Origin of the sequence: Streptomyces sp. NPDC057623, from assembly GCF_042800355.1 — a bacterium.
In the GTDB taxonomy this organism is placed as follows: Bacteria; Actinomycetota; Actinomycetes; order Streptomycetales; family Streptomycetaceae; genus Streptomyces.
The window spans coordinates 1-25,309 of record NZ_JBHVGZ010000026.1 but is presented as its reverse complement, the minus strand read 5'-3'; the positions used below and the strand labels follow the sequence as shown (position 1 = coordinate 25,309).

21 protein-coding genes, 1 tRNA gene and 1 pseudogene are annotated in these 25,309 nt (G+C 71.7%); 8 read left to right on the top strand and 15 right to left on the bottom strand.

Annotation, left to right across the window (positions count from 1 at the left end):
• Window position 1: 1 nt before the first annotated feature.
• Window positions 2-808, top strand: a complete 807-nt coding sequence (locus ACFU95_RS25330) for a trans-aconitate 2-methyltransferase (protein ID WP_383831622.1) — start codon at window positions 2-4, stop codon at window positions 806-808.
• Window positions 808-1,170 carry a glyoxalase gene (locus ACFU95_RS25325; RefSeq protein ID WP_383831620.1) on the top strand — a complete coding sequence of 121 codons (363 nt, stop codon included), beginning with the start codon at window positions 808-810 and terminating at the stop codon, window positions 1,168-1,170. Before ACFU95_RS25330 ends, ACFU95_RS25325 begins: the two co-directional genes overlap by 1 nt.
• A 48-nt stretch (window positions 1,171-1,218) precedes the next feature.
• Here the strand turns inward: ACFU95_RS25325 and ACFU95_RS25320 are convergent.
• Window positions 1,219-1,347: pseudogene (locus ACFU95_RS25320) on the bottom strand (type II toxin-antitoxin system prevent-host-death family antitoxin); the annotation flags it as partial.
• A 129-nt stretch (window positions 1,348-1,476) separates the two neighbouring features.
• Between ACFU95_RS25320 and ACFU95_RS25315 the strand changes: the two are divergent.
• Window positions 1,477-1,650 (top strand): CsbD family protein, encoded by a 174-nt coding sequence (locus ACFU95_RS25315; protein WP_383831618.1) that lies wholly within the window; start codon window positions 1,477-1,479, stop codon window positions 1,648-1,650.
• Between the two features lie 43 nt (window positions 1,651-1,693).
• Here ACFU95_RS25315 and ACFU95_RS25310 read toward each other — a convergent pair whose 3' ends face one another.
• Together ACFU95_RS25310 and ACFU95_RS25305 are read right to left on the bottom strand one after the other, a co-directional pair.
• Window positions 1,694-2,371 carry a TetR family transcriptional regulator gene (locus ACFU95_RS25310; protein ID WP_383831616.1) on the bottom strand — a complete coding sequence of 226 codons (678 nt, stop codon included), beginning with the start codon at window positions 2,369-2,371 and terminating at the stop codon, window positions 1,694-1,696.
• Window positions 2,368-3,378 carry an acyl-CoA desaturase gene (locus tag ACFU95_RS25305; RefSeq protein WP_383831615.1) on the bottom strand — a complete coding sequence of 337 codons (1,011 nt, stop codon included), beginning with the start codon at window positions 3,376-3,378 and terminating at the stop codon, window positions 2,368-2,370. The genes ACFU95_RS25310 and ACFU95_RS25305 overlap by 4 nt, the downstream gene beginning before the upstream one ends.
• Window positions 3,379-3,683: 305 nt before the next feature.
• On the opposite strand from ACFU95_RS25305, the gene ppc reads away from it, so the two are divergent.
• A complete protein-coding gene (ppc, locus tag ACFU95_RS25300) occupies window positions 3,684-6,443 on the top strand; it encodes a phosphoenolpyruvate carboxylase (RefSeq protein WP_383831613.1) in 2,760 nt (919 codons plus the stop codon).
• A gap of 84 nt (window positions 6,444-6,527) precedes the next feature.
• On the opposite strand, the gene ACFU95_RS25295 is transcribed toward ppc, so the two are convergent.
• The 7 genes from ACFU95_RS25295 to ACFU95_RS25265 form a co-directional block, all read right to left on the bottom strand.
• Window positions 6,528-7,202: an LPXTG cell wall anchor domain-containing protein gene (locus ACFU95_RS25295; RefSeq protein ID WP_383831611.1), complete on the bottom strand. Its 675-nt coding sequence runs from the start codon at window positions 7,200-7,202 to the stop codon at window positions 6,528-6,530.
• A 147-nt stretch (window positions 7,203-7,349) separates the two neighbouring features.
• Window positions 7,350-7,838 (bottom strand): hypothetical protein, encoded by a 489-nt coding sequence (locus ACFU95_RS25290; RefSeq protein WP_383831609.1) that lies wholly within the window; start codon window positions 7,836-7,838, stop codon window positions 7,350-7,352.
• Between the two features lie 65 nt (window positions 7,839-7,903).
• Window positions 7,904-8,506 carry an aminoacyl-tRNA hydrolase gene (pth, locus tag ACFU95_RS25285; RefSeq protein WP_383831607.1) on the bottom strand — a complete coding sequence of 201 codons (603 nt, stop codon included), beginning with the start codon at window positions 8,504-8,506 and terminating at the stop codon, window positions 7,904-7,906.
• Between the two features lie 93 nt (window positions 8,507-8,599).
• On the bottom strand, window positions 8,600-9,196 hold the full coding sequence (locus tag ACFU95_RS25280; protein ID WP_383831605.1) for a 50S ribosomal protein L25/general stress protein Ctc: 597 nt from the start codon (window positions 9,194-9,196) through the stop codon (window positions 8,600-8,602).
• A gap of 186 nt (window positions 9,197-9,382) precedes the next feature.
• Window positions 9,383-10,363 (bottom strand): ribose-phosphate diphosphokinase, encoded by a 981-nt coding sequence (locus ACFU95_RS25275; protein ID WP_383831603.1) that lies wholly within the window; start codon window positions 10,361-10,363, stop codon window positions 9,383-9,385.
• A gap of 134 nt (window positions 10,364-10,497) precedes the next feature.
• Window positions 10,498-11,946, bottom strand: a complete 1,449-nt coding sequence (gene glmU, locus ACFU95_RS25270) for a bifunctional UDP-N-acetylglucosamine diphosphorylase/glucosamine-1-phosphate N-acetyltransferase GlmU (RefSeq protein WP_383831601.1) — start codon at window positions 11,944-11,946, stop codon at window positions 10,498-10,500.
• A 124-nt stretch (window positions 11,947-12,070) separates the two neighbouring features.
• A tRNA-Gln gene (locus ACFU95_RS25265) sits at window positions 12,071-12,142 on the bottom strand.
• A 308-nt stretch (window positions 12,143-12,450) separates the two neighbouring features.
• Between ACFU95_RS25265 and ACFU95_RS25260 the strand changes: the two genes are divergently transcribed.
• Window positions 12,451-13,785, top strand: coding sequence for a sensor histidine kinase (locus ACFU95_RS25260; RefSeq protein ID WP_383831599.1), 1,335 nt, complete (start codon window positions 12,451-12,453; stop codon window positions 13,783-13,785).
• A gap of 15 nt (window positions 13,786-13,800) precedes the next feature.
• On the opposite strand, the gene ACFU95_RS25255 is transcribed toward ACFU95_RS25260, so the two are convergent.
• Both ACFU95_RS25255 and ACFU95_RS25250 read right to left on the bottom strand, forming a co-directional pair.
• Window positions 13,801-14,295, bottom strand: a complete 495-nt coding sequence (locus tag ACFU95_RS25255; protein WP_383831597.1) for an SUKH-3 domain-containing protein — start codon at window positions 14,293-14,295, stop codon at window positions 13,801-13,803.
• Between the two features lie 63 nt (window positions 14,296-14,358).
• Window positions 14,359-14,880 (bottom strand): YwqJ-related putative deaminase, encoded by a 522-nt coding sequence (locus ACFU95_RS25250; RefSeq protein ID WP_383831596.1) that lies wholly within the window; start codon window positions 14,878-14,880, stop codon window positions 14,359-14,361.
• Window positions 14,881-15,188: 308 nt separating this feature from the next.
• On the opposite strand from ACFU95_RS25250, the gene ACFU95_RS25245 reads away from it, so the two are divergent.
• The 3 genes from ACFU95_RS25245 (at window position 15,189) to ACFU95_RS25235 (ending at window position 20,188) form a co-directional block, all read left to right on the top strand.
• Entirely contained in the window at window positions 15,189-16,208 is a 1,020-nt protein-coding gene (locus ACFU95_RS25245) for an SMI1/KNR4 family protein (protein WP_383831595.1), read from the top strand.
• An 8-nt stretch (window positions 16,209-16,216) separates the two neighbouring features.
• Entirely contained in the window at window positions 16,217-18,985 is a 2,769-nt protein-coding gene (locus ACFU95_RS25240) for an SUKH-4 family immunity protein (RefSeq protein WP_383831593.1), read from the top strand.
• A 315-nt stretch (window positions 18,986-19,300) separates the two neighbouring features.
• A complete protein-coding gene (locus ACFU95_RS25235) occupies window positions 19,301-20,188 on the top strand; it encodes a cellulose-binding protein (RefSeq protein WP_383831591.1) in 888 nt (295 codons plus the stop codon).
• Between the two features lie 71 nt (window positions 20,189-20,259).
• Here the strand turns inward: ACFU95_RS25235 and ACFU95_RS25230 are convergent, their stop codons facing one another.
• The 3 genes from ACFU95_RS25230 to ACFU95_RS25220 form a co-directional block, all read right to left on the bottom strand.
• Complete coding sequence (locus ACFU95_RS25230) at window positions 20,260-21,870, bottom strand: cation acetate symporter (protein WP_383831589.1); 1,611 nt, start codon at window positions 21,868-21,870, stop codon at window positions 20,260-20,262.
• Window positions 21,867-22,334 (bottom strand): DUF485 domain-containing protein, encoded by a 468-nt coding sequence (locus ACFU95_RS25225; RefSeq protein ID WP_383831587.1) that lies wholly within the window; start codon window positions 22,332-22,334, stop codon window positions 21,867-21,869. Before ACFU95_RS25225 ends, ACFU95_RS25230 begins: the two co-directional genes overlap by 4 nt.
• A gap of 224 nt (window positions 22,335-22,558) precedes the next feature.
• A complete protein-coding gene (locus ACFU95_RS25220) occupies window positions 22,559-25,024 on the bottom strand; it encodes a hypothetical protein (protein ID WP_383831585.1) in 2,466 nt (821 codons plus the stop codon).
• Window positions 25,025-25,309: the final 285 nt, after the last annotated feature.

Genomic DNA, 25,309 nt, shown 5'->3' with positions numbered 1-25,309 from the left:
CATGTCCACTGCCACCCCCACCTGGGACCCCGCCCAGTACCTGCGTCACGCCGGCCACCGCGCCCGCCCCTTCGTCGACCTCCTCGCCCGCGTCCCCGACCTCCCCGGCGACCGACCCCGCATCGCCGACCTCGGCTGCGGGCCCGGAAACGTCACCGCGTTGCTCGCCGAGCGCTGGCCGGGCGCCCACATCACCGGCTACGACAACTCCGCCGAGATGCTCGACCAGGCCCACGTCGAGCACGAGGGGCCGACCCCGGGCGGCGGCCGACTCGACTTCGCCCACGCCGACGTACGGACCTGGACGCCCGACGAGCCGTACGACCTGATCGTCAGCAACGCCACCCTCCAGTGGGTGCCCGGGCACGTGGAGCGGTTCGCGGAGTGGGTGCGGGGCCTGCGGCCCGGCGGCACGTTCGCCTTCCAGGTCCCCGGCAACTTCGACGCCCCGAGCCACCGGCTGATGCGCGACCTCGCGCCCCGCCACGGCCTCACCGACACCCTGCGCCACGACGACGCCGTCCTCGCCCCGCAGGACTACCTGGCCCGCCTGACCGACCTCGACTGCGCGGCGGACGTGTGGGAGACGACGTACGTCCATCTCCTGACCGGTGAGGATCCGGTACTGGACTGGGTGAAGGGGACGGGACTGCGGCCGGTCCTCACCGCCCTCGCCGACGAACCCGAGGCGCGGGACGCCTTCCTCGACGAGTACCGGGCGGCCCTGCGCGCGGCCTATCCGTCCGGAGCGCACGGCACACCCTTCCCGTTCCGGCGGATCTTCGCCGTGGCCTGCAAGGGAGGGTGATGATCACCGCCGTCGATCACGTCCAGCTCGCGGCCCCGCCCGGTTCCGAGGAACGGCTGCGGGCGTACTACGTGGGTGTTCTCGGGATGGCGGAGATCCTCAAGCCGGCCGTGCTCGCCGCGCGCGGGGGTTGCTGGTTCCAGACGGGACCCGTGCAGCTGCATCTCGGCATCGAGGAGGACTTCCGGCCCGCCAGGAAGGCCCACCCCGGGCTGCGGGTCACCGCGATCGAGACGTACGCCGCCCGACTGGCGGCCCGGGGAGCGGCCGTCACCTGGGACGAGCGCCTGCCGGGGCACAAGCGGTTCTTCTCCTACGACCCGGTGGGGAACCGGCTGGAGTTCCTGGAGCCGGTCGACTGACAGCCCGCGCCCGGGCTCAGGCGCCGGGCTCGGCCTGGTGACGGGAACTCACGGGCTCAGCCCGAGCACCCTCCTGACCTCCTCGTGCGGGATGCCCTCTCCGAGGGTGCCCTCGGCCTTGCGCCGCCGGTAGTCGGCGACCGCCAACGCGTCTTCGAGATCTTCGATCACCTCGGGGCCGGCCTCACTGACCGGGATCTTCGGCATGTCCAAAGGGTCCCACCCCCCAGGTCGCCGTTTGAGTGGCCCAGCACAGGGTCACCCGATCGATGACCCCGACATCGAGCCTCGTGAGGAGTGAGGAACGTGGCGAAGGAAGAGAAGACCCGCGCCAAGAAGGAACAGGTCAAGGGCAAGGCCAAGGAAGCCATGGGCCGGATGACCGGCAACGAGCGGATGACCGCCGAGGGCAAGGCCGACCAGATGAAGGGCGACGCCCGGCAGGCGAAGGAGAAGGGCAAGGACACCTTCAAGCACTGAGCGCCTTCGGGCAACGGCACCCATGCCCCGGGCGCCGCGCGCGTCAGTTCTTCCGGCGCCCGATCAAGTGCGGCTTCGCCTCCAGCCCGTCCAGCCCGTGCCACGCCAGATTCACCAGGTGCGCCGCCACCTCCGCCTTCTTGGGGCGGCGGACGTCGAGCCACCACTGGCCGGTCAGGGCGACCATCCCGACCAGGGCCTGCGCGTACAGCGGGGCCAGCTTGGGGTCGAAGCCGCGGCTCTTGAACTCGCGGCCCAGGATGTCCTCCACCTGGGTCGCGATGTCCGAGATCAGCGAGGCGAAGGACCCCGTCGACTGGGGGATGGGCGAGTCACGGACCAGGATGCGGAAGCCGTCCGTGTACTCCTCGATGTAGTCCAGGAGCGCGAAGGCCGCCTGCTCGCACAGCTCGCGCGGGTGGCCGGCCGTCAGCGAGCTGGTGACCATGTCCAGCAGGCGACGCATCTCGCGGTCCACCACGACCGCGTAGAGGCCCTCCTTGCCGCCGAAGTGCTCGTACACCACCGGTTTGGAGACCCCGGCCTTCGCCGCGATCTCCTCCACCGACGTGCCCTCGAAGCCCTTCGCGGCGAACAGGGTGCGACCGATCTCCAGCAGCTGCTGGCGGCGCTCCGCACCGGTCATCCGGGTACGGCGCGCCCGCCGGGGCTTGTCGTTGCTGGGGGTGCTGCTGGAGTCGGTCGCCACGGCGTCAATCATGCCGCCTCGGCGGGCTCCTTCTGGCGCCGAGAGCCGCCTTCCCCGGCGTTCCGGCGCGAATCGATACGCGAGCGTGACGGCCAGCGCACGTCGGACGCCCAGCCGAGCATCTCGCACCAGCGGATGATCCGCGCGGAGGAGTCGATCTGCCCGCGCTCCACACCGTGCCGCGCGGACGTCGGGTCGGCGTGGTGGAGGTTGTGCCAGGACTCGCCGCACGACAGGACCGCCAGCCACCACACGTTGCCCGAGCGGTCACGCGACTTGAAGGGGCGCTTGCCGACCGCGTGGCAGATCGAGTTGATCGACCACGTCACGTGGTGCAGCAGGGCCACCCGCACGAGCGAGCCCCAGAAGAAGCCCGTGAACGCCCCCCACCAGGACATGGTCACCAGACCGCCGATCAGCGCCGGCAGGGCCAGCGACAGCACCGTCCACCAGAGGAACTGACGGGAGATCGCCCGGATCGCCCGGTCCTTGATCAGGTCGGGCGCGTACTTCTCCTGCGACGTGCGCTCCTCGTCGAACATCCATCCGATGTGCGCCCACCACAGGCCCTTCATCAGCGCGGGGACGGTCTCCCCGTAGCGCCACGGGGAGTGCGGGTCGCCCTCCGCGTCGGAGAACTTGTGGTGCTTGCGGTGATCGGCGACCCAGCGGACCAGCGGGCCCTCCACCGCCATCGAGCCCGCGACGGCGAGTGCGATGCGCAGCGGGCGCTTCGCCTTGAAGGAACCGTGGGTGAAGTAGCGGTGGTAGCCGATCGTGACGCCGTGGCAGGCGAAGAAGTAGAAGAAGACCAGCAGACCGAGGTCCAGCCAGCTCACGCCCCAGCCCCACACCATCGGCACCGTGGCAGCGAGCGCCAGGAACGGGACGACGATGAAGAGGAGGAGCGCGAACTGCTCGACCGACCCCTTCTTCTCGCCGCCGAGCGTGGCTGAGGGAAGTCGGGTGTCGTCGTGCGCCTCCGGGGCGTCTTCGATCACATCGGAGCTCGTGGTCATGGGCGTCCCCTGTGGGGTTCGAGGGTTGTGGCAGGTGCCGGGTCGCGGGAAGTGTTCCCAGGTTCCGTTACTTCGGTCCCTACGGTTCCGTAACCTACGGCGTCGTAAGTATGGCAGTGCGGCGCCCGGCGGCAAGAGCCCGCGAGTCTGCGCGTCCGCATGGACACCTATCCTGGGAGTCGGTCGGACAGCGCGGTCCGCTCTGATTTCTTCCCGGATGCCAGGAGCCGTATGCGGCGCCCGCCGCGCGACACCTGTGCCGGGTTCCCTCCAGACGAGCTTCAACACTGCAAGGAGCCGCACCTGTGAGCAGTGCCGACGACCAGACTGTGCCCCAGGCGACCACCAGCACCGAGCTGCGCGCCGACATCCGCCGACTGGGTGACCTGCTCGGCGAGACCCTGGTCCGCCAGGAGGGCCCCGAGCTGCTGGAGCTCGTCGAAAAGGTCCGCCGTCTCACCCGCGAGGACGGCGAGGCCGCCGCCGAACTCCTCCGCGGAACGGAGCTGGACACCGCGGCCAAGCTGGTCCGCGCCTTCTCCACCTACTTCCACCTGGCCAACGTCACCGAGCAGGTGCACCGTGGCCGTGAGCTGCGGGCCCGGCGCGCCGCCGAGGGCGGTCTCCTCGCCCGTACGGCCGACCGGCTCAAGGACGCCGACCCCGAGCACCTGCGCCAGACGGTCGAGCACCTCAACGTCCGCCCCGTCTTCACCGCGCACCCCACCGAGGCGGCCCGTCGCTCGGTCCTCAACAAGCTCCGGCGTATCGCCGCGCTCCTGGAGACCCCCGTCCTCGAAGGTGACCGCCGCCGGCACGACACCCGACTGGCGGAGAACATCGACCTCGTATGGCAGACGGACGAGCTGCGCGTCGTACGTCCCGAGCCCGCCGACGAGGCCCGCAACGCCATCTACTACCTCGACGAGCTCCACGCCGGCGCCGTCGGCGACGTCCTGGAGGACCTCACGGCGGAGCTGGAGCGCGTCGGCCACAAGCTCCCCGACGCCACCCGCCCGCTGACCTTCGGCACCTGGATCGGCGGCGACCGCGACGGCAACCCGAACGTCACCCCGCAGGTGACCTGGGACGTCCTGATCCTCCAGCACGAGCACGGCATCAACGACGCCCTGGAGATGATCGACGAGCTGCGCGGCTTCCTGTCGAACTCCATCCGCTACACCGGCGCCACCGAGGAACTCCTGGAGTCCCTCCAGGCCGACCTCGAAGCCCTTCCCGAGATCAGCCCCCGCTACAAGCGCCTCAACGCCGAGGAGCCCTACCGGCTCAAGGCCACCTGCATCCGGCAGAAGCTGGAGAACACCAAGGAGCGCCTCGCCAAGGGCATCCCGCACGCGGACGGACGCGACTACCTCGGCACCGGCGAGCTGCTGACGGACCTCACGCTGATCCAGACCTCGCTGCGTGAGCACCGGGGCGGGCTGTTCGCCGACGGCCGCATGAACCGCACGATCCGCACGCTGTCCGCGTTCGGCCTCCAGCTCGCCACCATGGACGTCCGCGAGCACGCCGACGCCCATCACCACGCGCTCGGCCAGCTCTTCGACCGGCTCGGCGAGGAGTCCTGGCGCTACGCCGACATGCCCCGCGACTACCGCTCCAAGCTCCTCGCCAAGGAGCTCAGGTCACGGCGCCCCCTCGCGTCCACCCCGGCGCCCGTGGACGCGGCCGGCGAGAAGACCCTCGGCGTGTTCCAGACCGTGAAGCGGGCCCTGGCCGTCTTCGGACCCGAGGTCATCGAGTCGTACATCATCTCGATGTGCCAGGGCGCCGACGACGTGTTCGCGGCCGCCGTCCTCGCCCGCGAGGCCGGTCTCGTCGACCTGCACGCCGGCTGGGCCAAGATCGGCATCGTCCCGCTCCTGGAGACGACGGACGAGCTGAAGGCCGCCGACACGATCCTGGAGGACATGCTCTCCGACCCGTCGTACCGCCGGCTCGTCGCCCTGCGCGGGGACGTCCAGGAGGTCATGCTCGGCTACTCCGACTCCTCCAAGTTCGGCGGCATCACCACCTCGCAGTGGGAGATCCACCGCGCCCAGCGCCGCCTGCGCGACGTCGCCCACCGCTACGGCGTCCGGCTGCGCCTCTTCCACGGCCGCGGCGGCACCGTCGGCCGCGGCGGCGGCCCCTCGCACGACGCGATCCTCGCCCAGCCCTGGGGCACCCTGGAGGGCGAGATCAAGGTGACCGAGCAGGGCGAGGTCATCTCCGACAAGTACCTCGTGCCCTCGCTGGCCAGGGAGAACCTGGAGCTGACGGTCGCCGCCACCCTCCAGGCCTCCGCCCTGCACACCGCGCCGCGCCAGTCCGTCGAGGCGCTCGCCCGCTGGGACGCGGCCATGGACGTGGTCAGCGACGCCGCCGAGGCCGCGTACCGCAGGCTCGTCGAGGACCCCGACCTGCCGACGTACTTCCTCGCCTCCACGCCGGTCGACCAGCTCGCCGACCTGCACCTGGGCTCGCGGCCCTCCCGCCGCCCCGGCTCGGTGTTCTCGCTCAACGGACTGCGCGCCATCCCGTGGGTGTTCGGCTGGACCCAGTCCCGGCAGATCGTCCCCGGCTGGTTCGGCGTGGGATCGGGGCTGAAGGCGCTGCGCGAGGCCGGCCTCACTGCAACATTGGGAGGAGAGGGCGTGCTCGACGAGATGCACCAGCAGTGGCACTTCTTCCGCAACTTCATCTCCAACGTCGAGATGACGCTCGCCAAGACGGACCTGCGGATCGCCGCCCACTACGTCGACACGCTGGTGCCGGACGAGCTGAAGCACGTCTTCGACGCCATCCGCGCCGAACACGACCTGACCGTCGCCGAGGTCCTCAAGGTCACCGGCGAGCAGGAACTCCTCGACGCCCAGCCGGTACTCAAGCAGACCTTCGCCATCCGCGACGCCTACCTGGACCCGATCTCCTACCTCCAGGTCACCCTCCTCAAGCGCCAGCGTGACGCGGCCGCCGCGGGCGAGACGGCGGACCCGCTGCTCGCCCGTGCCCTGCTGCTCACCGTGAACGGCGTGGCAGCCGGCCTGCGCAACACCGGCTGACCAGCGAAAAGAGCTGACCAGCGAAAAGAGAGGTGCCCCCGTGCTGCGTACGAGCACGGGGGCACCGTTCGTTCACGCCGGCCGTCAGGCCCTGCGACGCCGGAACACCAGGTACCCGCCCGCACCCAGCAGCGCCGCGGCGGCCGCGGACAGCAGGCCCACCGGCGCCCCGTTCCCGGTCTCGGCGAGGTCGCCCGCACCGCCCTGCGGCGACGGGGACGGCGACGCGGCGGCCTCGTCCGGTGCGGAGGGGCTCGCGGAGGGCTCGGTCGTGGAGTCGCCCGGCGTCTCGGAGGGGGACGGCGACGCGGACGGCGTGCCGCCGCCCGGCTCCTCGTCCTCGCAGTCCGTCCAGAACACCTTGTGCTTGGCGGACCCCTTCTCCCCCTCGAAGTTCCAGAACAGCTTGTAGTGGCCGTCGGGCAGCGTCATGTCCGCCGTACGGCCATGGCCCGCGCCGTCCAGCGTGATCGCACCGGACTTCACGGTCTCGCCCTTGACCGCGGCCGTCGGGGCCCATGCCTCGATGTGCCAGGAGACCTGCTGCACGCTGTCGAAACCGAACGCGTCCAGGTAGAACTCGCACACGTGCGGCTCGTTCCTGCGCAGTTCCTCGCCAGTGGAGGCGTCATGGATCTTCACGGTGCCGTTGTCGCCAGGGCCGGAGGCAGTCGCTGTGGCGTGGGCGGCGGCCGGCGCGGACAGCAGCGCGGCCGCGGCGACGGCGGACAGGGCGCCGACGCGGTTGAGGGTACGCATGAGGCAGTAGTCCATCTTCGAGAAGGAACGGGAAGATGTGGAGGGGGCGGCTCAGCATCCAGCCCGCACTGACCCCCGGTCAATCACGAACAGACAACACACAGATCCTCCACAGCCGGGGAGGAGGGCGGCGAGAACCGCGGAACCTCAGACCGCCAGGAACGCCGCTGTCAGCAGCGCGACGCCGGACCCCGCCAGCACCCACGCCACCCGCGTCCGCCGCAGCCCGCCTGCCACGACAACCGACGCCAGCAGCAGCGCGCCACCCATCGGCACCCACGCGTACAGCACGCCGCCGGGCCCCGAACGCACCACGTCGTCACTGCCCGGCTTCACCACGACCGTGTACGTCTGCCCTTTGCGTACCGCCGCGTTCTTCTCGATGACGACCGACCCACGCGGCTGCGACCCCGCCGAAATCGGCGTGTACGGCCCACTGCAGGTGTCCGCGCCACACCGGGTCACCTTGATCGTGCCGCTCTCCCGGCCCTTGGTGAGCATCACGTGCTGGGCACTGCCCCACGACGCCCACACGCCCGCGATCAGAATCAGCACCGCGACCGTACCCATCGCCGCGAACCGCCCGAACCGCAGCGCGGAGAAAGCGCCCTGACTGGAGACAACGGCAGAAGGCATGGCCGCGATCCTTGGCCATGCCCCTACGCCGGGTCAACCTCGGCCCGGCCGACCGCCCCGACAAGTCACGAGTTGTACGTGCTTTGCGCCCGCTCCAGCCCCTCGATCACCAGGCACTCCACCGCATCCGCCGCCCGGTCCACGAAGTAGTCCAGCTCCTTGCGCTCCGCCGAGGAGAAGTCCTTCAACACGAAGTCCGCCACCGGCATACGTCCCGGAGGCCGCCCGATCCCGAACCGCACCCGGTGGTACTCCGCGCTCATCGCCTTCGTCATCGACTTCAGCCCGTTGTGCCCGTTGTCACCGCCACCCAGCTTCAACCGCAGGACGCCGTAGTCGATGTCCAACTCGTCGTGCACGGCCACGATGTTGCCCACCGGCACCTTGTAGAAGTCCCGCAGAGCGGTCAGCGGACCACCCGAGAGATTCATGTACGACATCGGCTTCGCCAGAACCACCCGCCGGTTCAACGGCCCCGGCGGCCCGATCCGCCCCTCGACCACCTGCGCCTGGGCCTTGCCGGCCCGCTTGAACTTCGCCCCGATCCGCTCGGCCAGCAGATCCGCCACCATGAACCCGACGTTGTGCCGGTTCCTGGCGTACTCGGGTCCCGGATTGCCGAGGCCGGCGATCAGCCAGGGGGCGCTCGGGTCGGTCGTCACGTCCATGTCTCCTTGCTGTGCTTCCCGGGGGCTGTGAGACGCGCCAGCCGCTGCCCCCGGTGGGAACAGCGGCTGACGAACCGATGGCAGAGCCGAGGATCAGGCCTCGGCGACGGCCTCGCCCTCGGCGGCCTCGCCCTCCGGGGCCTCCTCGGCCTGCGCGGCCAGGACCTGGAGGACGACGGCGTCCTCCTCGACGGCCAGCGTGGTGCCCTTCGGCAGCGTGATGTCCTTGGCCAGGACGGAGGCGCCGGCCTCAAGACCCTCGATGGACACGGTGACCGACTCGGGGATGTGGGTGGCCTCGGCCTCGACCGGCAGCGCGTTCAGGACGTGCTCCAGCAGGTTGCCACCGGCGGCGAGCTCGCCCTCGGTGTGCACCGGGACCTCGACCGTGACCTTCTCGCCGCGCTTGACCAGCAGCAGGTCGACGTGCTCCAGGAAGCCCTTCAGCGGGTCGCGCTGCACGGCCTTCGGGATCGCCAGCTCGTTGGTCTTGCCGTCGATGTCCAGCGCGATCAGGACGTTCGGCGTACGCAGCGCGAGCAGCAGCTCGTGGCCCGGAAGCGTGAGGTGCAGCGGGTCCGAGCCGTGGCCGTACAGGACACCGGGGACCTTGCTGTCACGACGGATACGACGGGCGGCACCCTTACCGAACTCGGTACGGGTCTCAGCGGCGATCTTGACCTCGGACATACGGATCACTCCTCGTAGAACTAGAGACGGACGTGGTCACCCGGCCACGAACGGCCTGCTACGAAGAGCGCGTCGATAACGGACAGCCGACACCTGAGCGAACAGGTACGGCCTCCCTCGCCGAGCAACTGAAGCAGTCTACTCGGACAGGGAGGCCGCACCCAAAAGGATCTCTACGGCAGATCTCTACTGCTCGTCGAAGAGGCTCGTCACCGAACCGTCCTCGAACACCTCACGTACCGCACTCGCGATCGTCGGCGCGATCGACAGCACCGTCAGCTTGTCCAGGTCCCGGCTCAGCTCACCCGGCGTCGGCAGCGTGTTCGTGAACACGAACTCGCTCACCCGGGAGTTCTTCAGCCGGTCCGCGGCCGGACCGGACAGCACACCGTGCGTCGCGGTGACGATGACGTCCTCGGCGCCGTGCGCGAACAGCGCGTCGGCGGCGGCGCAGATGGTCCCGCCCGTGTCGATCATGTCGTCGACCAGGACACACACCCGCCCCTTGACCTCACCCACGACCTCGTGGACGGTCACCTGGTTCGCCACGTCCTTGTCCCGCCGCTTGTGCACGATGGCGAGCGGGGCACCGAGACGGTCGCACCAGCGGTCGGCCACCCGCACCCGGCCGGCGTCCGGCGACACGACGGTCAGCTTCTCGCGGTCGACCTTGCGGCCCACGTAGTCCGCGAGGAGCGGAAGCGCGAAGAGGTGGTCGACCGGCCCGTCGAAGAAGCCCTGGATCTGGTCGGTGTGCAGGTCCACGGTAAGGATCCGGTCCGCACCCGCGGTCTTCATCAGATCCGCGATCAGACGCGCCGAGATCGGTTCACGGCCACGGTGCTTCTTGTCCTGCCGGGCGTAACCGTAGAAGGGCACGATGACCGTGATGGAGCGGGCCGACGCACGCTTCAGCGCGTCGATCATGATCAACTGCTCCATGATCCACTGGTTGATCGGAGCCGTGTGGCTCTGGATCACGAAGCAGTCCGCACCGCGCGCCGACTCCTGATAACGGACATAGATCTCACCGTTGGCGAAGTCGAAGGCCTTCGTCGGGACAACCCCGACCCCCAACCACTGGGCGACCTCCTCGGCAAGCTCGGGGTGGGCGCGGCCGGAGAAGAACATCAACTTCTTCTCGCCGGTCGTCTTGATCCCGGTCACAGCACTGTCTCCTCAGAGGTGTCTCAGCTGGGATGTCGAACGACCTCGGCTGGGCATGGTGGAGGCCGTCTCAGCTGGTGGGGTGCGGGTGTGCACTTATCACGGTACGCCGTGTTTGACGCACCTGTTTCCGGTCAGCCTTCGCCTTCCTCCTGGCGGGAGGCCGCCTCGGCCGCCTTCGCGGCCGCACTGCCCGGACGCTTACGGGCCACCCAACCCTCGATATTCCGCTGCTGACCGCGGGCCACAGCCAGCGAACCGGGCGGCACGTCCTTCGTGATCACCGAGCCGGCCGCGGTGTACGCGCCGTCCCCGATCGTGACCGGAGCCACAAACATGTTGTCCGATCCGGTACGGCAGTGCGAGCCGACCGTGGAGTGGTGTTTGTCCTGTCCGTCGTAGTTCACGAAGACACTCGCGGCACCGATGTTGGTGTGGTCACCGATGGTCGCGTCACCGACGTAGGAGAGGTGAGGCACCTTGGTCCCCTCGCCGATGGACGCGTTCTTGGTCTCGACGTAGGTGCCGATCTTGCCCTTCGCCCCCAGCCGCGTCCCCGGCCGCAGATAGGCGTACGGCCCCACGCTCGCCTGCGCCCCGACCACGGCACCGTCGGACACCGTGTTGTCCACGCGAGCCCCCGCGCCGACCCTCGTGTCCTTCAGCCGGCTGTTGGGTCCGACCTCCGCGCCCTCGGCGAGATGCGTGGAGCCCTGCAACTGCGTACCCGGCAGGACGACCGCGTCCTGCTCGAAGGTGACCGTCACGTCGACCCATGTGGTCGCCGGGTCGACGACGGTGACGCCGGCGAGCATGGCGGCGGTCAGCAGCCGGTCGTTCAGGATCCGCCGGGCCTCGGCGAGCTGCACGCGGTTGTTGATCCCCGCGATCTCACGGTGATCGCCCGCGACCGAGGCGCCGACCCGGTGACCGGCCTCGCGCAGGATCCCGAGGACGTCGGTGAGGTACTCCTCGCCCTGGCTGTTGTCCGTACGGACCTTTCCGAGCGCGTCGGCGAGCAGCTGCCCGTCGAAGGCGAAGACACCCGAGTTGATCTCCCGAACGGCCCGCTGCGACTCGGTGGCGTCCTTGTGCTCGACGATCGCCGTCACGGCACCGGAGGCGCCGTCCCGGATGATCCGCCCGTACCCCGTCGCGTCCGGGACCTCGGCGGTCAGCACGGTGACCGCGTTGCCGTCCGCGGAGTGGGTGGCGGCGAGGCGGGTCAGGGTCTCGCCGGTGAGCAGCGGCGTATCGCCGCAGACGACCACGACGGTTCCGTCGACACCGCCGCCGAGCTCTTCGAGGGCCATCCGTACGGCGTGCCCGGTGCCGTTCTGCTGCGCCTGCACCGCTGTGCGTACCTCGGGGTCGATCTCGCCGAGGTGGGCGGTGACCTTCTCCCGCGCGTGCCCCACGACCACGACCAGGTTCTCGGGCCGCAACTCGCGTGCCGCGGCGAGCACATGACCCACGAGGCTGCGTCCGCAGATGTCGTGCAGGACCTTTGGTGTGGCCGACTTCATACGGGTGCCCTCACCCGCTGCGAGAACGACGACGGCTGCCGGGCGAATGGCGCTCACGGGATGCCCTTCGGCTGTGGAGAGGGTGGGGTGACATCCGCAGGATACCGGGGTGTTTCGTGGGGGACATGAGAGCGGGCCCCGACTGAGCTGTCAGCAGTCAGGGCCCGAACGTGCGCTATTGCTCCCCCGCCAGGACTCGAACCCGGACAGATGGCACCAAAAGCCACAGTGCTGCCAATTACACCACGGGGGAATAAGCTCAACCGGGCCGGACAATTGGCCAGACCGTCGAGCGGCGCCTCCTACTATGCCGCACCGGGCGCCTTCCGTGCGACGGTGCCTGTCGCCCGGGTCGCCCCTCGGAGTCGGCGCATGGGCTCACCGGATATGCCACAGGTATGCCGTCCGGCTGGAATAACCGGTTCCGGTGTCGAACGGTGTGCGATTTTGCAGTTCGAGGGATATCGGGCGGTTTCGCTTCCGTTCGGTTGTGCGATGTGGTGTAGGCCAGTCCATGAAAGTCACCGGAAAACGGGGGCCGGGCGCCCGTAGGCTGGAGCCATGACCACGACGGGGGAAGCCCACGCAGAGGCGCCGCCACCGGGGGCGGGGCCGTGGTGGTGGGGCAGGGTGCGCGGTGCCGTGCTGGACGTGAGTCTGGGCGTGGTGTCCGCGGTGGAGTGCGGTTTCGAGGGGGCCAGGTTCGGGCGGGAGGCCGGGATCCCGGAGGCCGCCGGGGTGGTGTTCGGGGTGCTGGCCGGCTCGGTGCTGGTGGTGCGGCGCCGGTGGCCGATCGCCGTCGTCCTGGTGTCCATCGCCGTGATGCCTGCCCAGATGGGGTTCCTGCTGGGCATCGTCGGCCTCTACACCCTCGCCACCACCGAGCTCCCGCGGCGGATCATCGCCGCACTGGCGGGGATGTCGTTCGTCGGAACGCTGATCGTGACGTTCGTGTGGCTGCGGCAGGACATGGCGCGGGGGAACCTGACCTTCGGGGACTGGGTGATTCCGTTCGCCTCGGTCACCACCGCCCTGGGGCTGACCGCGCCGCCCCTCCTGCTCGGTCTGTACGTGGGGGCTCGGCGGCGCCTCATGGAGAGTCTGCGGGAGCGGGCCGACAGCCTGGAGCGGGAGCTGCAGTTGCTGGCCGAGCGGGCGGAGGAACGGGCCGAGTGGGCGCGCAACGAGGAGCGGACCCGGATCGCGCGGGAGATGCATGACGTCGTCGCGCATCGGGTGAGTCTGATGGTGGTGCATTCCGCCGCGCTCCAGGCAGTGGCCCGGAAGGATCCCGACAAGGCCGTGAAGAACGCGGCGCTCGTGGGGGACATGGGCCGGCAGGCGCTGACCGAGCTGCGGGAGATGCTCGGGGTGCTGCGCAGCGGGGGCGTTCACGCGGAGCGGTTGCGGGGGGCTGTCGTGCCGCTGGCCGCGGTGGGCGCCGCCGCGGCCGCCGCCGCTGATCGGGAGCGGTTCGGCGGGGACGAGGGGTCGGCCGAGGGCCCTTGCCTGTCGGAGCTGGACGCGTTGATCGGGCAGTCGGCCGCCGCCGGGATGGTGGTGGATCTGTCCGTGGAGGGGGAGACGCGGCCGTATGCGGCGGAGATCGAGCAGACGGCGTTCCGGGTGGTGCAGGAGGCCCTGACCAACGTCCACAAGCACGCGGCGGGGGCGAAGACGCACGTACGGCTCGCGCATCGGGTGTCGGAGATCGCGATGCAGGTGGAGAACGAGCCGCCGCCGGAGCTGTCGCCGGCCTCCCTGGCCCGGTTGCCGTCGGGGGGCAACGGCCTGGTGGGGATGAAGGAGCGGGTCGCGGCGCTCGGCGGGGTGTTCGTGTCGGGGCCGACCGATGCCGGGGGCTTCCGGGTGTCGGCGGTGATTCCGGCGGCGTAGGGCGGTGTCGGTCGCTCAGCCCGCCGTGAGCCGTGCCGGTTCTATGCCTGCGACGAGCGCGGCGAGGGCCTGGTCGATGTCGGAGCCGAGGTACCAGTCGCCGGTGTGGTCGAGGCCGTAGACGCGGCCTTCGGTGTCGATGGCGAGGAGGGCCTGGGTGTCGGTCTCGGCGCCGAGGGGGCAGACCTCGGTGTCGAGGGCGCGGCCGAGGTCGCCCAGGGTGCGGGCCATGTGGAGGCCGTGGAGCGGGTCGAAGTGGAGCGCGGCCGGGGCGACCTGGCGGCCGGGTCCGCTGGGAGTGATGTGCAGGCCGCCGAATTCGGCCCAGGCCTCCACCGCGGCGGGGAAGACCGCGTGGGTGTGGCCGGCGGGCGAGGCGTGTTCACGCAGGGCGTCGGCCCAGATCTCGGCCTGCTTGATGTCCCAGCGTCCGGGTTGCCAGCCGGCGGCGCGCAGGGCGGCGTCGACGGGGACGGGGAAACGGGTGGTGGAGGTGCGGTCGGTGTGCATCTGCCCTTCGTTCGTCGGTGCCTACGGATGTGCCGGTGGGTGCGCGCTGGGAGAGACCGGGGGCTAGCCGTCGGTCGTCGGGTCGACGATGCGCACGCCGAAGTGGGCGCTGAGGGCGGTGCAGGCGCGGCAGGGTGCGGCGAAGCTGCCGTGCAGGGGGTCGCCGTCCTCGCGGATGCGGCGGGCGGTGAGCTTGGCCTGCTTGAGGGCCTTGCGGGCTTCGCCGTTGGTCATGGGTTTGCGGGCGGAGCGTTTGCTGCGGGTGGCGTCGGCCGCGGCGATGTGGCGCGAGATGAGGATGGTCTCGGCACAGCGGCCGGTGAAGCGGTCGCGATCCGAGCTGGTGAGGGTGTCGAGGAAGTCCTGGACGAGGTGGTGCAGGGGCGGGGGCTGGTCGCCGCGGGCGGCGGTGCCCGTGAGGGTGGCGCCGCGGACGGAGAGGGCGGCGGCGACGGTCGGGAGTATGCCGTCACGGCGGTGGAGGAGGGCGGGTGTGTGGGGGGTCTCGGTGGCGCTCCAGCCGATGCGAGGGTCGCCGGACTGGGCTGCGTGTGGGCCTGTCTGCGTCGCGTTCATGATCGTCATCCCCTCCCGAGCATCCCCCGGGCATGCTCTCGGACGTCACAGAGTGCCAAATGGCGTGGCGGGTGCGGAAGCTGGGGCGTCGCGACACGCCCGGGTTTGGGCGGGCTGTCACGGCGGGGTGACGGCTGGTCACGGAAGCGGAGGGGGGCGTGACCGGCGCCGGTGACCGGTGTCGTCGTACCGCATAGGCTGTCGGCACCGCTTTCCATGCGGTGACGCGTGGACGCAGACGAGACAGCCGATACGTGGCGTTGTGACCGAGAGTGGTCATGGTGGCGCGTATCAGAACGCCGCAGGGGGCAACCGCCATGACGACAGGTCGGCTCGGGCTCGGGGCACCTCCCGGCCGCCAGGCCGGGGGACAAGCCGCGCCGCCGAACGCGGCCTACGCCGGGCAGGTCGTGCATTTCCCGGATCCGGTCCGGGCGACCCGTCACCCGAGAGGAGTACGGGTCGACGAGCGCGGTTACCCCGATTTCTCGCCCTACGCGCGGGCGGCGGCGGAGATCGCGGAGCCGCCGCAGGGTTTCGGCGTCGACGAACTGCGGCTGACGGACTACGTGTCGGCGAACGCGGCGCTGGCGGCGTCGGGGCACGAACTGTGGGACACCATCCCCGCGGTGGCGACGCCGCACGGCTGGACGTGGCACCACGTGGTGGGTTCACGGCGGCTGGAGCTGGTTCCGGTCGAGGTGAAGGCGTTGCTGCGGCACCACGGCGGGATCGCGACGTCGCCGGTGGACCACGACAAGCGCGGGACGCGGCCGTTGCAGGAGACTCGGCCCGCGCACTTCCGGCTGCCGAAGTCGGGTGTGGCGGTGACGGAGGCCCAGGCGCTGGGCGTCGAGGAGGACCTCGGGTACCGGCTGCCGGGCGCGTACCGGTCGTTCCTGAAGGCGGCGGGCGGGTGTGCGCCGGTGGGGACGGCGCTGGACCCGGAGTTGGGCCTGCTCGTCGACCAGCCACTGTTCACGGTGCGGGACGAGGCCGCCGTCAACGACCTGGTGTACGTCAACAAGTGCCTGCGTGACCATCTGACCAAGGACTACCTGGGCGTCGGGTTCGTGCAGGGCGGGTTGCTGGCCGTGAAGGTGAAGGGCGAGCGGCTCGGTTCGGTGTGGTTCTGCGCCTACGACGACGCACGGGACGTGGATCCCTCGTGGCCGCCGGCGGAGCGGGTGGAGCGGCTGCTGATGCCGTGCGGTGAGGACTTCGACGCGTTTCTGTCCCGGCTGGCGGGCTCTCCGCCGGAGTTGGAGACGGTGGCGAATCTGATGGTGGACGGTGGGTTCGCGGGTGCGGTGCCCGCTGCGGCTGTGGGGGAGTGAGCTTCGCGATGGTGACGTTCGCGCAGGCGCAGGAGCGTGCGGAAGAGTGGATCAACGGTGATGTGCCGGCGTACCAGCACCGTGAGGTGCGGGTGCGGGAGTTCGGACTCGGGTTCGTGGTGTGGGCCGAGGACCGTTCGGACGGACCGCGTTCGGACGGGGGCGCGCAGCGGCTGGTGATCGCCCGGGACAGCGGGGAGGCCACGTTGTGGCCCTCGCTGCCGGTGGGCGAGGTGGTTCGCCGGTACGAGGAGGAGTACGGCCGTGGGGACGCGGACGCCGAGCCGGCGCCGGCCGCTCCGGCCCGGGTGGATCTGAATCAGACGTCGTTCCTGTTGACTCCGCCGGAGTGGTTGCAGGAGGCGGCGGACAAGCTCGGGATCCAGGGGGGCCGGGACGGGGGTCCGGGTTCGGCCTCCGATGGTGGCGGGTCCGGTGGCGGGGCGCTTCCCGAGACGCAGGGCGGGGTTCCGCTGGGCGCGGCCGGTCCGTCGTCGACGCCACCGCCACCGTCTGCGCCTTCGGTGCCCGGTGTGCCGGACGGGGCGACTCCCTGGGCCGGTACGGACACCAACGCCGATGCCGGTGAGGACCGTTCCGTGCCCTTGCCGGAGACCGTGTTCGCGCCGCCGTTGAGCGGTGACGACGCCACGCCGCCGGACGCCAAGACGGCGCTGATGTCGGGCGGCAGCGCGCTTCCCTCGACGGCCGTCGAGCCGGCGCTGGACGAGCCGCCCACGCCGGGCGCCCCGACGCCGCCTCCGCCTCCGGGGGCGCCTTCGTACGGCTATCCGCAGGGTGCCGGGGCCCCGGGTGCGCCCCCGCCGGGCGCCACGCCTGCGCCCGCGCCCTCCTACGGCTACCCGCAGGGCGGGCCGCAGGCGCCGGGTGGCCCCGAGACGCCGGGGCGGCCGCTCGCGCCGAACGCCGGGGACATCGCCGATGCCGCGACGAGCAAGGCGGCGCCTCCTCGGGCGCGGGGTGCGGGGACGCCGCCTCCGCCGCCGTCGGCTCCGGGTGTACCGGGTGTACCGGGGGCTCAGGGCGCACCCGGTGCGGGGAGTACGTCCCCCCAGCCGCCTTCGACTCCGGCGGCTCCGGGTACGCCGGGGGCTCCGGGTGCTCCGGGTGCTCCGGCGGGTGGGTACATTCCGACGCAGCTGGTGTCGGCGCTCGGTCCTGACGGCCCCCAGGGTGCTGCCGGACCGGGGATTCCGCAGCCGCCCGGTGCTCCGGGCGCCCCCAACCCGCCCGGCACGCCCGGTGGTACACCCCCCGGCGGGGTGCACCATGCCGCCACCATGCTGGCCGACCCGAACCAGATGGGCGGCCCGCCGCAGCCGCCGGGGCCTCCCGGCGTACCGGGTGCTCCGGGTGCGCCGAATCCGCACGGCATCCCCGGCCCGCCCGGTGCTCCGGGTGCCCCGGGCACGCCGGGCGCACCCCAGCCTCCTGGTCCCCCCGGCGCTCCGGGTGCTGGGGGTTCCTCGGGTGGTGCTCGCGGTGCCGTTCACCACGCGGAGACCGTGCTGGCCGCGCCCGCGGTGGGCGGCCCCGGTGTGCCCCCGCCGCCGCCGGCGCCGGGCGCGCCGCAGCCTCCCGGCGCTCCGGGGATGCCTCCGGGCGGCCCCGGTATGCCACCGGCCGGCCCCGGTACGCCGCCTGGCGGGCCCGGCATGGCGCCGCCCGGCGCCCCCCAGCCCCCCATGCCTCCGGGTGCGGTCGCCCCGCAGCACGGGCAACCCGGCCAGCCCGCGCCGGGTCAGCCCCCGGCGTACGGCTACCCGCAGCAGCCGACCGGTCAGCCGACCGTCGGCCCGGGCTACCAGGCCGTGCTGCGCTACCGGGCGCAGGACGGCTCCGAGCAGCAGCTGATCCGGCGTTCGGCGCCGGGTACGCCGCATCCGGAGTGGCAGATCTTCCACGAGCTGCGGGCCATGAACGTGCCGTCGGACCAGGTGCTGGAGCTGCACACGGAGCTGGAGTCGTGTGAGCTGCCGGGTGCGTACTGCGCGCGGATGATCCGGGAGCAGTGGCCGCAGGCGCGGATCACGTCGATCGCGCCGTACGGCACGGATCACGCGAGCCGGCAGCAGGGCATGCAGCAACTGCTGGCGCATCAGGGCGAGCTGCACCAGGTGGCCGACGGGCCCGCCCGTCCGGCGCCGGTGCGCGCGCCGTTGCCGCAGGTGCAGGCGGCGCCGCCGGTTCCGCCGGAAGGCGTGGCGCAGGAGCTGGCGGGGGCGTTCGGGCCGGGGCTGTTCCGGTTCGAGCAGGCCGCCGTGTCGCGGCAGGGTGTGCCGCCGGTCGTGGCGCACAGCCTGATGGTGGGCGGTCTGCCGATGGACATGGGCCCGTTCTTCTGGGCGCAGGCCCAGCCGGGGCGGCCGGTGCCGACGCTGGCGGAGCTGGCGCAGGAGCGCGGGGTGCAGCCGGCGTCGGACGCGGGTTCGTACCTCGTCATGGGCAGCGACTTCGGCAAGGCGCTCTGTGTGCAGTACGGGACGGCGCACATCGTCGCCGTGCCGGTGGAGGCGGGGCCGGGCGGCGCGCCCGTACCGCCGCAGTTCGTGAACACGGGGCTGCCCGAGTTCCAGCGCTGCCTGGCGCTGCTGGGCCGGATGTGGCGGCTTCGCTTCGGCCTCAACCAGGAGCAGGCGGGCCGTTGGACCGTCGACTTCCAGGCTCAGCTCGCCTCCCTCGACCCGGCGGCGCTCGGGTCGCCGGAAAGCTGGTGGTCGGTGCTGCTGGAGCAGATGTGGGACGGCCTGTTGTGACGCCGTTCGGGCTGTTTCTCGTGAGGTGATGTCACCCGGCTGCCGCTGACCGCGGCGTGCGGGTGTGAAGGGGCCGGCTCCCGGTGCACGACCGGGAGCCGGCCCCTTCGTATGCGCTCCTCGTCTTGTCGCGCGCCGTTCGTCCTCCCGTGCGCCGCCGGTCTTCGTGTGCGCCGCCCGGCGTGCCTCCGTGCCTCCGTGCCCCTGCGCGGTGCCTCCTGCGCGGAGTGTCGCGTTATGAACGCTTCCGCCCGATACATCAAGATGTGCGCTAAATCATCATTTCGCATCCGTTCGGCGGAGAGGGGCTCCAGGATGACCAGCGCACCGATCCCGCTCTACGACTTTGTGGTCGTACGAGGGCGTGGCTACCGTCCCGAACAAGTCGACCCCTACATCGACGCCCTCTTCCGGGACCGGGACGCCGCCTGGGAGCGGGCCGCCCGGCTCACCGTGCTCGCCCGGGAGATGGAGGGGGAGGCGGAACGGCTGCGGGAGGTGGTGGAGCAGCTCGACCCGCAGACGTACGACGAGCTCGGGGGGCGCGCTCGGCGACTCTTCGAGATGGTGGAGGAGGAGGCCGCGGCCGTGCGGGAGGGTGCGCGGCAGGAGACGCAGCGGCTGATGGAGGAGGCGCAGTCGTACGCGGACGAGGTGCGGGACGCGGCGCAGGCGCACGCCGACGCCGTGCACTCCGAAGCCGAGGAGTGGGCCCGTCAGCGGTTGCTCGCGGCTCGGGCCGAGGCGGGCGAGGCCCGTGTCGCCGCCCGGCGTGATGTGAAGGAAGAGCGCGGGGAGGTGCTCGGCCCGTTGCGCCAGGCGCGGCAGCAGACCGCCGGGCTGGTGGCGCGGCAGGCCAAGGAGCACGCCGAGCGGTCGGAGGAGGCCGAGCGGGAGGCCGAGCGTCGGCTGGCCGCGCTGGAGAGGTCGGAGACGGAGGGCGTGGCACGGGCCGAGGCGTCGCTGGCCGAGGCGCAGCAGGAGCTCGCCGACGCGCGGGCCTCGGCCGAGCGGCTTCAGGAGGAGGCGGGGGCGCGGGCGGCGGAGCTGCTGGAGCAGGCCCGGCAGCGGACCGAGCGGGTCGCCCGGGAGACGGAGCGGGTGCTGCGCGAGCACGGGGAGATGTGGGACGAGGTGCGGTTGCAGATGGACCAGATGCGCAACAGCCTGTCGACGCTGGAGCGGCAGGCCGCGATGGAGTGAACCGGGGCCGGGGTCCGGCGAGGACCCCGACCCCGGCGCGGGTCTCCGAGAGGCGGATGCCCGGGGCCTGCTTAGTCCCCCCGCCGCACCGCCCCCGCCAGGATCCAGCCCTCCACGGCCTCGTACTGCCGCCGCTGTTCCTCCGACTCGTCCTGGCCCGACAGGACCGTCCCCAGCCAGCCGAGGAGGAACCCGGCCGGGATCGACACCAGCCCGGGCGTGGTGAAGGGGAACCAGTTGAAGTCGGCGTCGGGGAACGCCGAGGCCGGCGACCCGGAGACGAGATTGGTCCCCGGCATCAGCACCAGCACCACGACCGAGCCGCCGATCAGCGTCCACATCAGTCCGGCCCGGGTGTACCGGCGCCAGAAGAGGCTGTAGACGAGGGCCGGGGCGATCGCCGAGGCACCCAGGGTGAAGGACAGGGTCACCAGCGGCTGGAGGCTGCGGTGCTGGACCATCGTCGCCAGCACGATCGCGGGGACCCCCACGGCCAGCGCGGACAGTCGCGCCACCATCATCTCGCGGCGGCCGGACAGCTCCCGTACCCGCACGGCGAACACGTCATGGGCGAGGGAGTTCGCGCAGGCCAGGATCATGCCGGCGACCGAGGCGAGCACCGTCAGGAAGATGGCCGTGGTGACCGCCGTGAAGAGCAGGGTCTCCGCGGTGGAGACCTCGGCGCCGAAGGCGGCCCTGGAGCCCAGCAGATACGCCGTGTTGCCCTGCGGGTCCGCCCCGGCGATCACCTCCCGCCCGATCAGCGCCGTGGCGCCGAAGCCGACGATCGTGATCACCAGCACGAACAGCGCCACGCTCGACACCGCCCAGGACATCGAGCGCCGCACCTGACGTGCGCCGGACGCCGTGTACATGCGCATCGTGATGTGCGGCAGACACGCGCCGCCGAGGACGACCGCGAGCTGGGAGCTGATCATGTCGAGGCGGGGGTGCGGGCCGCCCGAGAACTGCAGGCCCGACTCCAGGAACGCCGAGCCGACCCCGCTCTGCTGCGCCGCGGCGTTGAACAGCGTGCCCGGATTCCAGTCGAACCGTGCCAGCACCAGCAGGGCCACCACGGCGCCCGACCCGAGCAGCATCACGATCTTCAGGATCTGGATGAGCGCGGTGCCCTTCATCCCGCCGATGGCCGCGTAGCTGATCATCAGCACGCCGAGGCCGACGATGGTCCCCGTCTTCAGGGAGTCGCCCGAGAAGCCGAGGATGAACGCCAGCAACTGCCCGGTCCCCGCCAGCTGCACCAGCATCAGCGGCACCAGGGCGGCCAGCGTCACCGCGCACGCGGCGATCCGCACGCCCCGGCCCGGCATCCGGCGGGCCAGCGCGTCGCCCATGGTGAACCGGCCCGCGTTGCGCAGGGGTTCGGCCAGCAGGAACATCAGCAGCATCAGTGACAGGGCGGTGCTCAGCGCCAGCACGATGCCGTCGTAGCCGCACAGGGCGACCACGCCGGTCGTGCCCAGCACGGTCGCCGCGCTGATGTAGTCGCCCGCGATCGCCAGGCCGTTGCGCACGGGGGACAGGGAGCTGTAGCCCGTGTAGAACTCGTCGAGGTCGTCCCGGTCCGGGCCCGTCATCACGCACAGCAGCAGCGTGATGGTGGCCACGGCACAGAACGCGACCAGCGACATCGCCTGCGCGTCTCCGCTGAAGTCCGTCATCGTCCCGTCCCCCGGTTCCCCGACTCCCGCTTGGCGTCCACCTCGGCCTGCTTGCGGATGCGGTCCGCGAGCGGGTCGACGTAACGGCGGGCCGTGTGCTCGTACAGACCGATCGCCAGCCAGGTGACCGGCAGTTGGATCAGTGCGAGCAGCAGGCCGGCGGGCAGTCCCTCGGTGACCGTGCTCGTCATGAACCCGGGCGCGCACGCGGACAGGATCAGGAAGAGGGTGAAGTAGCCGAGCGCGGTGAGCGTCGCCACGCGCCGCTGCCAGCGGTAGGCGGTGCGCAGGATCCGCAGGTCGCTGTGGTGTCCGAGGGGTGGGTGGTCGGGGGTTCGGTGGTGTGGTGGTGGTTGCGGTGGGGTCGGTGCCTGCCAGGGATAGGTGTTGTAGGTGTCGTACGACGGTGACGTGTCGCCCGGGCCGTACTGGTACGGCGGTGACGGGTCGAAGGACGGGGACATCCCGTTGCTCCTTGCGTGACTCGGGTCCGGTGCGGCGGACCGCAGGGAGGTGGGGGGCGGGCGAGCCACGCACGTTACTTCGGAGTACGGCCATGCGCGAGGGTTTCATCAAACTGAGTGGTCGGTATGCGCTTTCTCCATCAAACCGTGTCTGACCTGGTGTGTTACCGGCGTTAACTCAGACTTTTGAGCCCGCTGTGGGGCTACAGGAGGCGACCGTGGCACTACTTGAGGTGAACCAGCGCCACACTGCCGGGCACCTCGCCCCCGCCGTCGAGCCTCGCCCCGAACGCCAGCCGACGGTCCGTCCGCCGCCGCACCCGACGCCCCGCCAGCACCAGGAACTCCACGCCGACCCGCCCTCCGGCCGGCACGCACACGCGCGTGCCGGCCACCGCCCGAACCGACCATCCCGACCCCGCTCCAGCCCTCGTCTCCCCCGCCTCCATCGGCTCCGGCGTGACGGTCACATACCGCCCCGCGGAGCCGAAGTTGTAGACATCGACGGTCATGCGCGTACGACGGCCCAGGCGGTAGCCGTACGGCGGTGGCGCGTCGCCGTTGTCCTTGCCGGGCGCTGCGTTGCGGGCGGCGTAACGCTGGCTGAGCACGATGTGTTCGGCGGGGGAGAGAGGGCGCCGCTCGGGTTGCCCGGTCGCCGGTGCGGTCGCCGGCGCGGTGGTCCGCGCGCCGGGGGAGAGGAGGTAGACGGGGTCGCGCGAGGCGGTCACGGCGCCGCCGGGCAGTCGGCGGCCCATGATGTCGTACGCCGCCCCCGCCGCCGGGACGGGCACCGGCCGCGTCGCCCACACCACGGTGACCAGCTCACCCCGCCCGCTGTCGAAGACGAAACCGTCGGCCCCGGCCGGGAGCTCCTCGGCCCGCCCGACGAAGCGGGCCGCGCCCAGCAGCGAGGCGAGAGCGGCGAAGGCGCTGTACGCGGGCAGCGGGCCGAAATCCCGGTCCAGGAGCCCGAAGTACACCCCGTCGTCGTGCAGCGGCGGCCCCGCGAACCAGAACTGCCGGGCGTTCCCGGCGGCCAGCCCTTCGACCATCGACCGCACCAGGTACCTCGCCTGCACGGCCTCCCGCGCGGGCGTCAGGTCCTGTTGGGGCCGCGCCTGGAGGAACGCCCCGCACTCCGTCATCCACAGGGGCACGTCGGCCGCCCCGTGGCGCCGGGCGAGCGCGTGCTGCTCCTCGGCCGCCCCGGGGAAGCCCGGCTCGTCCTGCTCGGCCGGGTCGGGGTAGCCGTGGAAGGCCCAGGCGTCGGCGTATCGGACGACGTCGCTCGCGAGCATCAGGTCCTGGAAGGGGCCGGCTTGCGCGATGCCCGGCAGGACGACGAGCGGCGCTTCGGGGCAGGCGTGCCGCGACTCGGCCGCCGCGTCCGCGATGCCGAGCGCGGCCGCCTTCACGAACGCGGCGTGGGCGTCGCCGGTGCTGCGCGTGGTGTCGACGTCGGGTTCGTTGGACAGCTGGAGCGCCTCGGGGGCGGCCAGAGCGAGGCGCCGGGCATAGCGGTAGGCGTGGCGCAGGTCCGCCGGGAGGGGGAGCGAGGCGTCGGACATCGCCCACTCGGGGGCGGGGGAGAGCACGTCCAGGACCGCGAGACCGTGGGCGCGCAGCGTGCGGGTGACGCGGTCGTGGTGGGCGGTGTCGTATGCGCCGGGCGCGGGCTCGGCGACCGGCCATGACTGCCCGTCGCGGACCCAGCCCGCGCCCATGTCCCGCACGGCGGCGGCGAATTCCTCCAGCCGTGAGGGCGGCACGAGGGAGGAGGCCCAGAGGTTGACGCCGAAGCGGTTGGCGGTCGGGTCGGTGACCGCGGGGCGGGCGGGGAGGCGGGCGAACCGGGCTTCCTTGGCGGACTGCTCGCCGGAGGTCGCGTCGTGGTCGGCGCGGACGCGGTAGTGGCCGGGCGGGAGGTCGGCGGGGAGGGCGACGGTCGTGGTCGTGCGGCCGGCGGGGATCGTCGTACAGCCGTCGGCGACCTGGTGGCCGAAGTAGTCGGTGACGGTGTAGCGGACGGGGTGCGGGCGGGCGGCGTGGCCGTTGAGGGTCAGGCGCAGGTGGGCGGGTTCACCGACGCGGTGACGGGGGACCGAGACCTCGCCGAGGGCCGGGCCGGGCAGGGGGCGCAGGGTGAGGTGGTCCAGGGAGAGGGCGTACACGATGGAGTTCTCAAGGATCGCGGGCTCGATGACCCGTAACGTCAACGCGTTGTCCCCGGCGCCGAGTTCCACCTCTCCCAGATCCAGGACGGAGAGGTCGCCCCAGGCGGGCCGGGACTCGTACCAGTGGGGTTGTGAGCGGGCGAGCGCGCTGAACGGGCCGTCGTTCACGCGGAGCTGGAGGTAGGAGGCGACGGCTTCGGTGTGCGGGGTCTCGACGGGGGCGGTGGCGACGGCGGAGAGCGCGTACACGCGCGCGTGCGGGACGCGGACGCGGTACGTGGCGTACCAACCGGTGTCCGAGGGCGGTCGCTCGGGTGTCAGCAGGGCGAGGTACCGGCCGCCCAAGGCGCGGCGGTCGCGGGCGACGGGGATGTTCGTACGGGACGGGGACTCGCCCTGGATCGTGATCACCGGCGGGCCGGCCGCGCGGGCGGCGGCGGGCCCGGTGCCCACCGCCGCCGTCGCTGCCGCGCCGAGTCCCGCCGCCATCGCCGTACGCCTGTTGAAGTCCATGACTCCAGCAGACGGGCAAGGGCCGTCGCCGGGCGTCCTACCGGAGGGTGGACGGTCCCGGAGACGGTGTTCGGGGTGGACCCTGACGCGGCCCCGTTGCCCGGTCCCTCGGGCGCCTTGCTCCCCGGGCTACCGGAGATCATTCGCAGTGCTCCGGCCTTCAGGCCGGGGGTGAAGCGAATCCTGTGGTTGCGACGCGGAGCGTCGCGGTCTCGTTCCGGCGGAGCCGGACCCTGCTTCGTGACGGTGACGGATCGTTCACATGTTCCCGGTGACGACGTGGGT